This is a genomic window from Ollibium composti (genome assembly GCF_004801285.1).
GTDB classification, from domain to species: domain Bacteria; phylum Pseudomonadota; class Alphaproteobacteria; order Rhizobiales; family Rhizobiaceae; genus Mesorhizobium; species Mesorhizobium composti.
In genome coordinates this window covers 98,340-112,257 of the sequence record NZ_SSNY01000012.1, presented here as the reverse complement: position 1 = coordinate 112,257, position 13,918 = coordinate 98,340, and the positions used below count along the sequence as shown (strand labels likewise).

13 protein-coding genes are annotated in these 13,918 nt (G+C 66.8%); 4 read left to right on the top strand and 9 right to left on the bottom strand.

From position 1 onward, the window contains the following. Positions 1-13 precede the first annotated feature (13 nt). The 3 genes from E6C48_RS18810 to E6C48_RS18800 all read left to right on the top strand — a co-directional run bounded on the left by E6C48_RS18810 (position 14) and on the right by E6C48_RS18800 (position 2,807). Complete coding sequence (locus E6C48_RS18810) at positions 14-1,129, top strand: fatty acid desaturase family protein (protein WP_136359716.1); 1,116 nt, start codon at positions 14-16, stop codon at positions 1,127-1,129. 71 nt (positions 1,130-1,200) lie between these two features. Further along, positions 1,201-1,515: a MocE family 2Fe-2S type ferredoxin gene (locus tag E6C48_RS18805; RefSeq protein WP_136359715.1), complete on the top strand. Its 315-nt coding sequence runs from the start codon at positions 1,201-1,203 to the stop codon at positions 1,513-1,515. A gap of 62 nt (positions 1,516-1,577) precedes the next feature. After that, positions 1,578-2,807, top strand: coding sequence for an NAD(P)/FAD-dependent oxidoreductase (locus E6C48_RS18800; protein WP_136359714.1), 1,230 nt, complete (start codon positions 1,578-1,580; stop codon positions 2,805-2,807). A gap of 11 nt (positions 2,808-2,818) precedes the next feature. On the opposite strand, the gene E6C48_RS18795 is transcribed toward E6C48_RS18800, so the two are convergent. The 8 genes from E6C48_RS18795 to E6C48_RS18760 form a co-directional block, all read right to left on the bottom strand. Continuing rightward, a complete protein-coding gene (locus E6C48_RS18795) occupies positions 2,819-3,808 on the bottom strand; it encodes an ABC transporter permease (RefSeq protein WP_230978861.1) in 990 nt (329 codons plus the stop codon). Continuing rightward, positions 3,805-4,779 carry an ABC transporter permease gene (locus E6C48_RS18790; RefSeq protein ID WP_136359713.1) on the bottom strand — a complete coding sequence of 325 codons (975 nt, stop codon included), beginning with the start codon at positions 4,777-4,779 and terminating at the stop codon, positions 3,805-3,807. The genes E6C48_RS18795 and E6C48_RS18790 overlap by 4 nt, the downstream gene beginning before the upstream one ends. Continuing rightward, positions 4,776-6,311 (bottom strand): sugar ABC transporter ATP-binding protein, encoded by a 1,536-nt coding sequence (locus tag E6C48_RS18785; protein ID WP_136359773.1) that lies wholly within the window; start codon positions 6,309-6,311, stop codon positions 4,776-4,778. Before E6C48_RS18785 ends, E6C48_RS18790 begins: the two co-directional genes overlap by 4 nt. An 81-nt stretch (positions 6,312-6,392) precedes the next feature. After that, positions 6,393-7,433: an ABC transporter substrate-binding protein gene (locus tag E6C48_RS18780; protein WP_136359712.1), complete on the bottom strand. Its 1,041-nt coding sequence runs from the start codon at positions 7,431-7,433 to the stop codon at positions 6,393-6,395. A gap of 50 nt (positions 7,434-7,483) precedes the next feature. Continuing rightward, the gene (locus E6C48_RS18775; protein WP_136359711.1) at positions 7,484-8,398 is read right to left on the bottom strand and encodes a sugar phosphate isomerase/epimerase family protein; all 915 of its coding nucleotides are present in this window, start codon (positions 8,396-8,398) and stop codon (positions 7,484-7,486) included. 16 nt (positions 8,399-8,414) lie between these two features. Then, the gene (locus tag E6C48_RS18770) at positions 8,415-9,959 is read right to left on the bottom strand and encodes a mannitol dehydrogenase family protein (RefSeq protein ID WP_136359710.1); all 1,545 of its coding nucleotides are present in this window, start codon (positions 9,957-9,959) and stop codon (positions 8,415-8,417) included. After that, positions 9,956-10,738 carry an SDR family oxidoreductase gene (locus E6C48_RS18765; RefSeq protein WP_136359709.1) on the bottom strand — a complete coding sequence of 261 codons (783 nt, stop codon included), beginning with the start codon at positions 10,736-10,738 and terminating at the stop codon, positions 9,956-9,958. The genes E6C48_RS18770 and E6C48_RS18765 overlap by 4 nt, the downstream gene beginning before the upstream one ends. Positions 10,739-10,796: 58 nt before the next feature. Beyond that, positions 10,797-11,714, bottom strand: coding sequence for a MurR/RpiR family transcriptional regulator (locus tag E6C48_RS18760; RefSeq protein WP_136359708.1), 918 nt, complete (start codon positions 11,712-11,714; stop codon positions 10,797-10,799). Between the two features lie 203 nt (positions 11,715-11,917). On the opposite strand from E6C48_RS18760, the gene E6C48_RS18755 reads away from it, so the two are divergent. Next, entirely contained in the window at positions 11,918-13,093 is a 1,176-nt protein-coding gene (locus E6C48_RS18755) for a Gfo/Idh/MocA family protein (protein ID WP_136359707.1), read from the top strand. 3 nt (positions 13,094-13,096) lie between these two features. Here the strand turns inward: E6C48_RS18755 and E6C48_RS18750 are convergent, their stop codons facing one another. Beyond that, a complete protein-coding gene (locus E6C48_RS18750; protein WP_136359706.1) occupies positions 13,097-13,894 on the bottom strand; it encodes a 3-methyl-2-oxobutanoate hydroxymethyltransferase in 798 nt (265 codons plus the stop codon). Positions 13,895-13,918: the final 24 nt, after the last annotated feature.

The window sequence follows — 13,918 nt, the reverse complement described above, 5'->3', positions numbered from 1 at the left end:
AAGGGAGATGAAGATGGGCATAGCCGTCACCGATGCCTCCGTGCGACCAACCAGGCGCGACTACAGCCTGATCGGCCGCGACTCCCGGCTTGCCGTCGAGAACGGCTTGGCGGCGGCCGAGTGGTATCACACCGACGTGCCGCGCAAGCAGATGAAGGAGCTGATGAAGCGCTCCGACGGCCCGGCCATTCGCGACACCGTCATCTGGATCGCCGCCTTCATCGTGAGCGCCGCCGGCGGCATCTGGTTCTGGGGCACGTGGTGGTGCGTACCGTTCTTCTTCGTCTACGGCGTGCTCTATGGTTCCTCGTCGGACTCGCGCTGGCATGAATGCGGCCACGGCACCGCCTTCCGCACGCAGTGGATGAACGACGCCGTCTACCAGGTCGCCTGCTTCATGATCATGCGCAACCCGGTGACCTGGCGCTGGAGCCACACCCGCCACCACACCGACACCATCATCGTCGGCCGCGACCCCGAGATCGCCGTCATGCGCCCGCCCGACCTCGTGCGGCTGGTGCTGAATTTCGTCGGCGTCCTCGACGCCTGGCAGGCGACGGTCGACATGGTGCGCAACGCCGCCGGCGTCATCGGCGCCGAGGAAGCCACCTTCATCCCCGAATCCGAGCGGCCGAAGGCGATCCGCGTCGCCCGCGTCTGGATGGCCATCTACATCGCGACCGCAACCCTCGCGCTCGCCCTGCACTCATGGCTGCCGCTGATGCTGATCGGGCTGCCACGCCTCTACGGTGCCTGGCACATGGTGATGACCGGCCTGCTGCAACACGGCGGGCTGGCCGACAACGTCACCGATCACCGGCTGAACTGCCGCACGGTCTACATGAACCCGGTCAGCCGCTTCATCTACCTCAACATGAACTACCATGTGGAGCACCATATGTTCCCGATGGTGCCCTATCACGCGCTGCCGAAGCTGCACGACCTTATCAAGCACGACTTGCCGGCCCCCTGCCCTTCCATATGGGCCGGCTACAGGGAGATGATCCCGGCCTTCCTGCGCCAGCTTCGCTACGAGGACTACTACCTGCGGCGCGAGCTGCCGCCGACCGCGAAGCCCTATCGCGAGGAGCTTCACCAGGACGACCGCATGCCTGCGGCGGCGGAATAGGTTCTTCAGGACCGATAATAAAGGCGGCGCCTCCGTTACAACCCAGAGACACCACCCAGGGAGACGAGCAAGTGAGTGAATGGATCGAGGCCTGCGGCGCGGACGACGTCGACGAGGAGGACGTCATCCGCTTCGACCACGCGGGACATACCTTCGCCATCTACCGGTCGCCGGACGACGAATATTTCGCCACCGACGGCCTGTGCACGCATGAACAGGTCCATCTCTCCGGCGGGCTGGTGATAGACGACATCATCGAATGCCCGAAGCACAACGGCCGCTTCAACTACAAGACCGGCGAGGCCAAGGGCGCACCCGTCTGCGTCAACCTGAAGACCTATCCGGTGAAGGTCGAGGGCGGCAAGGTGCTGATCCAGGTCGGATAGGAGCAATTCCAGGAAAAGTGGGAACCGGTTTTCCGTCCGGAATTGCGAGACAGGATAGATCCATGAACGGGGGGATGGTCATCATCGGCGCCGGAGAGTGCGGCGGGCGCGCGGCGCTGGCGCTGCGCGACCTCGGCTATGCCGGGCCGGTGACGCTGATCGGCGACGAGCCTCACCTGCCCTACGAACGCCCGCCGCTGTCGAAGGACGCGATGGTGGCGGATGCCCCGGCGGTCAAGGCGATCGCCGGCGAGGCCGACCTCGCGGATAAAGCCATCACCCATCTGCGCCCGGTTACGGTCGCGTCGGTGGACAGGGCAGCCAAGCTGGTGAAACTGGCCGATGGCAGCGAGCTTGCCTACGAGAAACTTCTGTTCGCGACCGGCTCCACGCCGCGCAAGCTGCCGATGCCGGGGCTCGGCAGGCGCTGCGTCTATCTCAGGACGTTCGACGACGCGCTGGCGATCCGCCGACACCTCAGGCCGCAAAGCCGCATCGCCGTTGTCGGCGGCGGCTTCATCGGGCTGGAATTGGCCGCCTCGGCACGGCGACTGGGCGCCGACGTCGCCGTTATCGAGGCGCAGCCGCGTATCCTCATGCGCGGCGTGCCGGCCGAGATCGCGGCTGTCGTCCATGCGGCGCATGAGGCGCACGGCGCGAAGATTCTATGCGGCGCCGGTATCGCGGCGATCGACGACGACGGCCAAAAGGTGCAGCTGACCTTGGCTGACGGCCGCGTGATCGACGCCGATCTCGCCGTGATCGGCATCGGCGCGGAGCCCAACACCAGGCTGGCCGAGGCGGCGGGGCTGAGGATCGAGAACGGCATCGCTGTCGACGCCATGCTGCACACCGCCGATCCGGCGATCTTCGCCGCCGGCGATTGCTGCTCCTTTCCTCTCGCCGTCTATGGTGGGCGGCGTGTGCGACTGGAGGCCTGGCGCAACGCACAGGAGCAAGGCGCGCTTGCCGCCAGGAACATGCTCGGCCACGAGGAGCCGGTTTCCGCCGTGCCATGGTTCTGGTCGGATCAGTACGAGCTGACCATGCAGATCGCAGGGCTTTCCGACGAGGCGAACAGCAGTATCCGGCGCGACATTGGCGAAAACGCCTTCATCCTGTTCCATCTCGCCGGCGACGGACGCCTCGTCGCGGCGAGCGGCATCGGCCCCGACACCGCCGTGGCGCGCGATATCCGGCTGGCCGAAATGCTGATCGCCAAGGGCGCGCGGCTCGCCCCCGCCGCCCTCGCCTCGCCCGAGGTCAAGCTGAAGAGGCTGCTCGCCGGTTGAGCGTGCAGGCGTCAGCGATCCTCGGTGATGCGCAGGTAGACGGCGGTGACGAGCAGGATGATGGCGCCGAACAGGACGCGGCGCGCGCCCTCCGGCATTTGCAAAATCGTCAGCAGGGTGGTGAGCACCGTCAGGATCAGCGCGCCGACGATGGTGCCGGTATAGCCGCCGCGCCCGCCGAAGATCGACGTGCCGCCGACGACGGCGGCCGCCACCGAAGGCAGAAGCAGCGGCTCGGCCAGCGACAGCGACGAGGGCGCCCGAATCAGGCCGACATAGAGCAGGCCGGCGACGCCCGCCAGCAGCGACGAGAAGACGTAGAGCGCCAGGATGACCTGCCAGTAATGCGCGCCGGACAGCCGGGCAGCCTTCTCGTTGTCGCCGAGAGCATAGAGCAGCCTGCCGAAGCCGGTGCGCTTCTGGATGAACAGGATCAACGCCGCGACCGGGATGAACAGCGCCAGCGCATTGGGAATGCCCCATGTCACACCCGTTCCCAGCCAGGTGAACAGGTCGGGGATGCGCGTGCCGGTGGCGATGACGGTGCGCTGGTAGACCTGCAGGCAGCCGGCGCCGATCAGGCTGGTGCCGAGCGTCATGATCAGGGGATGGACGCGGAAGACGCCGGCGCCGATGCCGTTGGCGATGCCGATCAGCAAGGCCGGCAGCAGCGCCAGCAGAACCGCCACGGGCGCGCCGTGCGCCGCCGCCTGCGAGGCCATGATGAAGGCGGCCATCGTGGCCACGGTGCTGACCGACAGGTCGATGCCGCCCGTCAGCATCGTCATGGTCTGCGAGCCGGCAAGCAGTGCCAGGGGAATGGAGAACTTGACCGTATTGGCCAGCCAGCGCTCGTTGACGATGCCGGGCCGCAGGATCTGCAGCACGATCACCAGCGCGATCAGGAGGATGATGAGGGGCACCAGCGGCTGGTCGCTCATGAAGCGCTTGACGCGGCGCCCGAGCGACACCTGCGGCGTGGGTGAAGTGACGCTGCTCATGGCCGGCGCTCCCGCATGGCGAGGAAGGCGCCGAGCATGACGACGGCCACCATGACGGTTCCTTCCACGATCGATGTCACGTTGGGGTCGATGGCGAGCAGGGTGAGATCCGTGCGCATGAGCCTGAGGATGAACACCGCCACGATCGGCCCGACGAGCCCGCCCTTGCCGCCCCCAAGGGTAACGCCGCCCAGCACCACCGCCGCCACACTGGCCAGCAGGTAGGGGCCGGGGATGGGGGCGCCGATGCCGGTACTCATGGTCAGCGACAGCCCGCCCATGGCGCCGAAAAGGCCGCCGATGGCATAGGCGGCGATACGGGTGCGCGCCACCGACACGCCGCTTCGGAAGGCAGCCAGTTCGCTCGAGCCGATGGCGTAGATCGACAGGCCGAGCGCCGAGCGCTTCAACGGAATCCAGACGAGACCGAGGCACACGAGCAACACGACCAGCGCCTTCGGTATCCAGGCGGTGACGCTTTCGGGAATGCCGGGGATAGCGACGGTGCCGACGATGGACGCTTTCAGCCATTCGGCCGCCGCACCGCCCGGCGCCTCGAGCACCATCAGCGCCGCCCCTTGCAGGATGAACAGCGTCGCCAGCGTCACCACGATGTCGGGCACGCGCGTCACCACGATCAGTAGCCCGTTCAGCGCGCCGACCAGGAAGCCGACCGCCAGTACGAAGGGCACCACGAACAGCGCATATTCCTCGCTGGCGCTGTTCATCATCGACGCGGCGATGACGCTGGTCAGCGCCATCAGCGAGGCGACCGACAGGTCGATGCCGCCGGCTATGACGACGACGGTCTGCGCCGCGACGGCGAAGGCGTAGGGCAGCGCCGCACGGGCGAGAGAGCCGAAGTCACCCGAGCCGTAGCCGGGCTGGATGATCCTGGTCAGGATAAAAAGGACGACGAGCAGGGCGAAGAGACCGCTGACCCAGCTTTGACGGCGGATAAAGGAAGTCACGGCGCACCCGCCCCTTTCTGCGCGGCGTCGGCGAGAATGCCGACATCCGCCGCCGCCCCGCGCGGCAGACCGTAGGATGCCCGCGTCAACGCCGCTTCGTCGGCGATCTCCACGGGCAATATATCGACCACCCGGCCGCTGAAGATGACGATCGCCCGGTCGCAGACACGCCGCACCTCCTCCAGTTCCGACGTGTAGAAGAGGATCGACTTGCCCTGCCCGGCGAGTTCCCTCAGCAGCTTGTAGATTTCCTGCTTGGTGCCGACGTCGATGCCCCGCGTCGGATCGAAGCACAGGATGGTGCGGGCGTCCGCCGCGACCCAGCGCGCGATCGTCACCTTCTGCTGGTTGCCGCCGGATAGCCGCTGCACCTCGCCCTGGGCGCGCGTATCGATCTGCAACCGTTCGATGGCTTTGGAGACGGCGCCACGCTCGCGTTGCGAGCCGATCGGCCCCCAGTTGCGCAGCCGCGCGCTGAACGGCAGGGCGATGTTCTCACGCACCGAACGCTGCATCAGGAGCGCCTCGGCGCGGTCGCCGGGCACGTAGGCGATGCCGGCTTGAATCGCGTCGGCCGGATGGCCGAACCGGACCGCCCGGCCATCCACTTCGATGGTTCCGCCGGCGGGCCGGATCGACCCGGCAAGGGCGCCGAACAATTCGTCCTGCCCCTGCCCTTCCAGCGCCACGACACCCGCGACCTCGCCGTTGGAGAGGTCGAAGGAAACGTCGTTGAGCTTGGTGCCGATGCTGAGGTTGCGCACGCTGAGGCGCGGCTTTTCTCCCGGCTGACGGGCTGCGACTTGCGACGCCGAGACCGGGCGGCTCCTGTCGACGCGAGCGCCCAGCATCAGCTCGACGATCTTCTCCTCGACGCCCGGTTCGATGTCGACGACGCCGACCGTCTCGCCGTCGCGCAGCACGGTGGCGCGGTCGCACAGGGCGGAAATCTCGACGAAACGGTGCGAGATGAAGATGACCGAACGGCCGGCTGCGGCCTGGCGGCGCACCACGTCGAGCACCCTTTCGGCGAGGTTGGCCGGCAGCGCCGCCGTCATTTCGTCGAGCAAAAGCACATCGGGTTGCACCGCCAGCGCCCGGGCAAGGTCCAGCACGCGCAGGATCGCCAGCGGAACGTCGCGCGCCAAGTCATCAAGGTCCAGGTCGGGCACACCGAGTTCGCGCACCCAGTTGCGGAACGGCTCGACGGGCGTGCGCGTCAGCCTGAGATTGGAGACGATATCGAGATCGGGGATGAGTGCCGGTTCCTGGTAGACCGGCACCAGACCGGCGCGCCGCGCCTGCGCGGGAGAGCGCACGTCGAGCGGCTTGCCGCGTATGAGGATATCGCCCGCGCTCGGACGAACCGCGCCGGTGAGGATCTTCACCAGCGTCGATTTTCCCGCGCCGTTGGCCCCCATAAGCGCATGGACTTCGCCCGGCAAGACGGAGAGGGAAGCGTTGCGCAAGGCGGCAACGGCTCCATAATTCTTGGCGACACCGGTGGCATCGAGGACGGGCTGGGTGGTCACGATCTGCTCAGCCATTGTTATGATGGATGCGGGGTGACGGGAAACCCGTCACCCCGCCCGCTTCCCGGATGGATAAGACGATCAGTCGGCAGGCCCCTTGCAGGCCACGATCTGTTCCTTGGTGTAGGTGGTCCAGTCCGGGATCGAGATCGAGACCGGCCATTCCGGATTGAGCGACGGATCGGCGGCGGCCTTCAGCTTGGCCTTGCCTTCGTCGGTGGTGTTGTCCCAGATCTGCGGCTCGACGAGCACGGTCTGGTCGGCCGGCTTCTTGCCGTCGAGGATCTGCAGCGCCAGCGTCACGCCGGCGCCGCCGATCGAACCCGGATTGGTGACGGCCGCGCCCTGCAGGCCTTCGACCGAACTGAGCTGGCCGACGAAGCCGGCATTGTCGGCGCCGACGACCGGAACCAGCGGCGTCTGCGATTCCTGCAAGGCGTCGACGATGACGTTGTCGATGCCCGACGTCCAGATGCCGTTGAACGGCGTGCCGGTAGCGATGAAGTCGAGGATCTGCTGCTTGGCCTGGTCCTGCTGCCAGCCGGTGTAGACCTCGTGCACGACCTTCACGTCCGGGAACTCGGCCAGCGCCTTCTTGAAGCCCTTGTCGCGGTCGCTGTCGGCGGAAGCGCCGGCGGCGCCGCGCATGTAGACCACGTCGCCCTTGCCGCCCATCTGCGTGAACAGCCACTTGGCGCCGAGATAGCCGTATTCCTCCTGGTTGTTGGAGATGACGTAGGCCGACGGCTCCGTCACGCCCTGGTCGACGGCGACGACGACGATGCCCTTGTCGGTGGCTTCCTTCAGCGCGGCATTGACGCCGGACGGATCGGACGGGTTGACGACGATGGCGTCGACGCCGGCGCTGATGAGATTGCGGATGTCTTCCAGTTGCCCGGCCGCGTCGGTGTTGCGGTGGGCGATGTTGAGCTTGGTGACCTTGCCGGAAGCGAGCGCCTCGGCCTTCATCGCGCACACCATCTCCTCGCGCCAGCCGTTGCCCTGCACGGTGTTGGAGATGCCGATCGTGTAGCTGTCCTTCGCCATGGATCCGACAGCCGACGCCATCAGCGCCGTGCCGGCCAGCAGCGACAGCCAGCCCAAGGATTTCACAATACGCATTTTATGTCCTTTCCTCCGCTTGGATATCTGTTGGATTGTTGTTGTTACCGTCACTTGACGAAGGGCCGCAGCACGTCGCGGGCGAGAAGGAACCCGCGCTTGACCGCCTCGTCGCTTCCCTCGAACCGCCTGTCCTCATGCTCGATGACGACGGGGCCGTCATAGCCTGCGCGATACAGGCCCGAGAAGATCGTGTTCCAGTTCACGTCGCCCAGGCCCGGCATGCGCGGCACCTGCCAGCCCATGCCTGCCGACATGATGCCGCGTTCATAGAGGCCGTCGCGGTCGATCATCAGGTCCTTCGCGTGGACGTGCAGCATATGCGCGCCGAACTCGGCGATGAAGCGCGCCTGGTCGATCATCTGCCAGACCAGGTGCGAAGGATCGAAATTCATGCCGACGGCACCGTCCCATGTCTCGATGATGCGGCGCCAGATGTAGGGCGAATAGGCGATGTTGTGGCCGCCCGGCCATTCGTCGTGGCTGAAGATCATCGGGCAGTTCTCGAAGGCGAGCCGCACGCCATGGTCGCCCGCATGGGCGATGATGGCGGGCCAAACCTTCAGCGCTTCCTGCCAGTTGTCGTCGACGGTCTTTTGCGCATCGCCGCCGCAGAAGGTGTTGACGACGCCGACGCCCATCAGGCCGGCCGCCTCGATCACCTTCTTCAGATGCGCGATCACCGTGGCGCGATGGTCGGCGTCCGGATGCAGCGGATTCGGATAGTAGCCGAGCGCCGACACCGCCTGCCCCTTTTCGCCGAGCGCAGCGACGATCTCGCCCGCCTCGGCCTTCGACAGCGCTGCCACGTCGATGTGGCTGGTGCCGGCATAGCGGCGGCTCGGACCGGCCGACTTCGGCCAGCAGGCGATCTCCAGCGCCTCGAAGCCGACCGAACCCGCCCACGCCGCGACCTCGGTCAGCGGCGTATCCGGAAACGGCGCGGTCAGTATCCCAAGCTTCATGTCCTTCTCCCGGTTCCTACGATAGTGGCTTTCGCGACGATTTTGAAAGGCTTGAATCGTCTTCGGCCAGCCGCCGCAGGCAGCCGAGCGGGTCTGTCCCCAGAAACCCTTGCAGGAGGGCCGCTACTTTCGCCCGGAAAGCATGGTCAGCCGCCAGCGCGGGATCGAAAATCGTGTCGATGGACAGGATTTCGCCGGCAAGGGCTGCGGCATCGTCGCCGATGCCGTCGGCGATCGCCGCGATGCGGCCGGCATAGGGATCCGCCACCGGCCACTGGCGGCCGAATCGCGCCGACGCCCGCGCCAGATAGGCCATCCAGGCGGCGACGGGAGCGGCGAGCAAGGTGACGTCCTGCCCGCGGCCGAGCCGCTCGCGGATGGGATTGAGCACACGCTGGACGATCTTCTGCGAACCGTCGGTGGCGATCTGGTGGTTGCGGTGACGGATCGCGGTGTTGCGCAGCCGCGCCAGGCTCTGCTCGACATAGGCCGCCGCGTCGATGCCCGGCACCGGCCGCAGGGTCGGCAAGGTTTCCTCCATCAGCATGCGCCGTACGAAGCCGACCAGCAGCGGATCGGCCATGTCGTCGCATGTATGCTCGTAGCCGGTGAGCACCCCGAGATAGGAAAGCGTCGACTGGGCACCGTTGAGCACCCGCATCTTCAGATGCTCGAACGGCTCGACATCGCTGACGAGTGTCGCGCCGGCAAGGTCCCATTGCGGCATCGGCCCGGCAAAGCGGTTTTCGATGACCCATTGGCGGAACGGCTCGCCGACGGCGACGGCTTCGTCGCGATAGCCGAACTCGCGCTCGACCTGGTCGCGGTCGGCGTCGGTGACGGCTGGCGCGATGCGGTCGACCATGGCGGAGGGAAAAGCGGCGTTGGCGTCGATCCATTTGAGCAGCGCATGGCCGCGGCGCTCGGCCAGCGTGCGCACCACCGTGCCGAGAAGGACGCCGTTGGCGGGAATGTTGTCGCAGGAGAGCAGCGTCAGCGACCGCCCGTGCGAGGCCATGCGTAGCTCCAGCGCCCGCACCAGCAGGCCCGGCAGGCTGCGCGGGCTTTGCGGATGCGCGAGATCGTGCGCGATATCGGGATGGCCGAGGTCGAGCGCGCCGGTGGACGGGCGGTGGCAATAGCCTTTTTCCGTCACCGTCATCGTGACGGCATGGATGTCGGGACGCGCCAGCACGGCGAGCGCCGGCGCGCTGTCCTGAACGCTGTCGACCACAGCACAGATACTGCCGACGACGCGCGCCTCCATCCGGTCGCCCTCGCGGATCAGGCGCGTGTAGAGGCCGCCCTGACGGCCGAGCGTTTCGGCAAGCGCCGGCGGTCGGACGTTGACGCCGATCGAGCCCCACGGCCCGAACCGCGCCTCCAGCAGGTCCTCGGTATATTCGGCCTGATGGCCGCGGTGAAACGCGCCGACGCCGATATGCGCCATGCCGGGCTTCAGCTTCGAGCGGTCGTAGGCGGGACGGCGGACCACCGGCGGCAGCCGGTCGAGCAGAGATGGACCAAGCCTGCCGGCCTGTTCGGGGGGCATGGCGCTCATCGGCCCGACCCCGCCACCCATTGCTCCTGATCGACGATCGAGCCGGTCATCGGCCCACCGGCATCGCTGGCGAGGAAGACGGCGAGGTTAGCGACGTCCTGCACCGACAGCAGCCGCCCGAAGGGCTGCGCCGCATTGGCTTTCTCCAGCCAGCCCTCGCCCTGCCCCAGCGTCTCGGCCTGCATGGCCCGTTCGCCCGGCGTGTCTGTCCAGCCGACATTGATGCCGTTGACGCGGATGCGGTCGAAGCGGTGAGCATTGGCGGCGTTGCGCGTGAGCAGGGCTAGTGCTGCCTTGGTGGCGGAATAGACGGCGAGGTCCGGCGCCCCGCAATGGGTGTTGACCGACAGGATGTTGACGATCGCGCCGCCCTGCCCTCGCTCGCGCATCGCCCGGATGGCGCCCTGCATCAGGAAGAACGGAGCCCGCGCGTTGACGCTGAACAGCCGGTCCCACAAGGCGGGGTCCGCGTCGAGGAAGGACGCCCGGTCGGTGAGCGCGGCGACATTGACCAGCACATCGATGCGGTCGAAGCTCTCCAGACACTTTTCGACGAGCAGCGGCGGCAAAGCGGGATCGGCGAGATCGCCGGCGACGAAACGGGCCGGCGTGCCGAGGGAGCCTATTTCGGCGGCCACGGCTTCGCCGCGCGCAGCGTCGCGTCCTGTCAGAAGCAGGCCGGAAGAGCCCGAGCGCGCCAGCGTTTCGGCGATGGCACGGCCGATGCCCTGCGTCGCGCCGGTAACCAGCGCCACCTTGCCGTCAACCCGCGCTTTCACCGCCCCTCTCGGAACTGGGTTTCTATTTTTCTCAATATGGAACGACATTTCCCGACCGTCAATCGACGGCTTCGGATTCGCTGTGCCTGTAGGCGGCAACGCCATGGACCAGCGCCATGCCGACGGCGAGCGTCGCCGCCAGCGAGCGGAAGCCGGCGAAATCGGATTCGACGACCTCGATCCACACGTCCGAGAGGGTCACCAGCGGACTGAAGGTGCTGTCGGTGATGGAGGCGATACGGGCGTCGCGCTCGCGTGCCGATGCGACGAGGTCGGGCGTGATCGAATTGTACGGGCTGAAGCTGACGGCGAGCACCCCATCCGTCGGCTGCGCGCAATTGATCTGGTCGAAGGCGGTCGATCCGACATTGTCGACCAGCACGTTGCGTATGCCCTGCTGTGACAAAGCGAGCGAGACATAGGCGGTGACGGGGAAGGCGCGCTTGCTGCCGACGACATAGATGAGGTCCGCCCCGGCGAGGAGTTCGATCATCCGCCGGAATCCGGCGGCGTCGAAACCTTCGCCGACGCGACCGAGCGAGGCCTGCGAGGCCGCGACCAATCCGTTGATGAAATGCAGGTTTTCGTCGCCGTCCGCCGATCCCTCGCCGTGCAGTCGGTCCCTCGGCCACGAGCCCTTCATGTGCTGCTTGAACAGGTCCTGGAAATCGGAAAAGCCCGCATAGCCGAAGATCTGGGCGAAGCGCACGAGCGTCGAGGGCTGAACGCCGGCCTGTTCCGCCACCTGGCTGATCGTGCCCAGCGCGACGTTGCCCGGATGCTGCCACAGGAAGATCGCCACCTGACGCAGTCGCTTGGGAAAATGGATGGTACCGGAGGATAGCACCGCGCGCAGGTCCTCATAGGTTTTCGGCTTGGTGTAGCCGAGTGCGGTGCGGTTCGGCTTGCCGCCGCTCTTGCCACCAGCCGTTCGCGCCGGCCGGATGTCGGAAGTCGCGGGCTTGCGCGGCGGCATCGGCGTCAGCCCTCTATGTGCCGTGCGGTGTCGAAGGCGAATGCCGGCATGATCTTCCTCCCCGTAGGCCGCGCCTGCAGGCCTCCGTCTGCGACCGATGTCGGTGCCGATGATAGGACCATTTCATAATTTGAAAAATAGAAATTCACTTCGAAAACCGCCACCGCCCGTGTATTCCTTCCTGAAACGCAGGGAGAGACGCGATGGTCTACGCGACGGCTGACGGAACGGGCAATGAGCGGCTGAGGGTCGGCATGGTCGGCGGCGGCCAGGGTGCCTTCATCGGCGCCGTTCACCGCTACGCCATGCGGCTTGACGATCGCATCGCGCTGGTGGCCGGCGCGCTCTCCTCCGACCCGGCCAATGCGGCGGCCTCGGCCGCCGAACTCGGCATCGCGCCGAACCGCGCCTATGCCGACTACCGTGAGATGGCGCGCGTCGAGGCGGCACGGCCCGACGGCATCGAGGCCGTCGTCATCGTCACGCCCAACCACCTGCATGCGCCGGTCGCCACCGCCTTCCTCGAAGCCGGCATCGACGTTATCTGCGACAAGCCGCTTTCGACCACTGTAGCGGACGCCGAGGCGTTGGTGGCGTTGACGGCGCGGCTGAAACGCAAGTTCGTCGTCACGCTCAACAACACCGGCTATGCAATGGTACGGCAGGCGCGCGAGATGGTCGCCGCCGGCGCGCTCGGGCGGCTGGTGTCGATCCATGGCTCCTACATCCAGGACTGGCTGACGAAACCGATCGACGCGGAGGGCCAGAAGCAGGCCGAATGGCGCACCGATCCGGCGCGCGCCGGCCAGTCCGCCGTTCTGGCCGATATCGGCGTGCATGCCTTCAACCTCGCCTGCTTCATCTCCGGCCGCGACGCCGAGGCGGTGGCGGCCGATCTCTTCACCGCCGTTCCCGGCCGCCGACTCGACGACAACGCCCATGTGCTGGTGCGCTGGAGCGGCGGCGCGCGTGGCACGATCCTCGCCAGCCAGACCTCGCCCGGCCACGACAACGACCTGTCGGTGCGCGTCTACGGCGACAAGGCCGGGCTGGAATGGCGCGGCACGAGGCCGGAGGAATTGCGCTTCACGCCCTATGGCGAGGAGCCGCGCACCATCACGCGCGGCGGCGCCGGTTCCTTCGGCGAAAGCCGGCGCGTCTCGCGCATGCCGGCGGCGCACCCGGAAGGCTACATCGAGGCCTTCGCCAACCTTTACCGCGACGCCGCTGCCCTCATCGGCGCCCATCGCCGTGGACAGGAAATCGACGACGCCCATCCCGCACTGGTGCCGAACGTCGAGGACGGCGCGCGCGGCGTCAGGTTCGTGGCCGCTGCCGTCGGCTCGCAAGCGAAAGACGGGGCCTGGACAAATCTATAAGGGTCAGGAACCGAGCCGGTCGAGGAAGGCTTTCAGCTCGTCCGGCGGCATGCGCACGATGTGCTTTTCTTCCGGATAGGCCCAGCTCTCGACGTCGGCGACATATTCCCTGAAAGCAGCGATGCGCTCCTGCTGCAGCCGGTCGTATTCTGCGGCGAAGTTGCGGTAGACCTTGGAATGGCGCGGCATGTGGCCGCGATTGGCGCCGAGGATATCCTCGGCGAACAGGTATTGCGCGTCGCAGCCGGTCCCCGCCCCCATGGAAAGAAGGAACAGCGACGTGCGCTTGGAGATCGCCTCGGCGACCTCGACGGGAACCACCTCGATTTCCGCCCCGAAGGCGCCTGCGGCTTCGAGCTGCCTGACCGCCTCGACAATTTCCATGGCGCTGTCGGCGGTCTTGCCGACCGCCCTGAAGCCGCCGGTCCAGGTCCGCCGCGACGGGATCAGCCCGACATGGCCGATCACCGGGATCGCCTCGTCGGCCATGCGCTTGATGGTGGCGTAGCTGGCGCTGCAATAGACGGCGTCGGCGCCGGCCTTCACCATTTTGAACGACCAGCGCACGAAATCGTCGGCCGTGCCGATCTCGTAAAAATTCTCGCCGGGCATGGAAAACAGGCTGGGCGCGACCTCGCGATAAGCGGGATTGAGGATGAGTTCAGGCGTGATCGACACGATGTCGATGCCGGCCTTCTCGGCCGCCTCGGCTTCCTCCATCGTGGTGACGCGCAGCATGGTGAGCTGCCGCTTGCCCTTGATGGCACGCAAATCGGCGATGGTCGGTCTCTTCCGGCTCATGGATATCCTCTTTTTCGCGCGGCA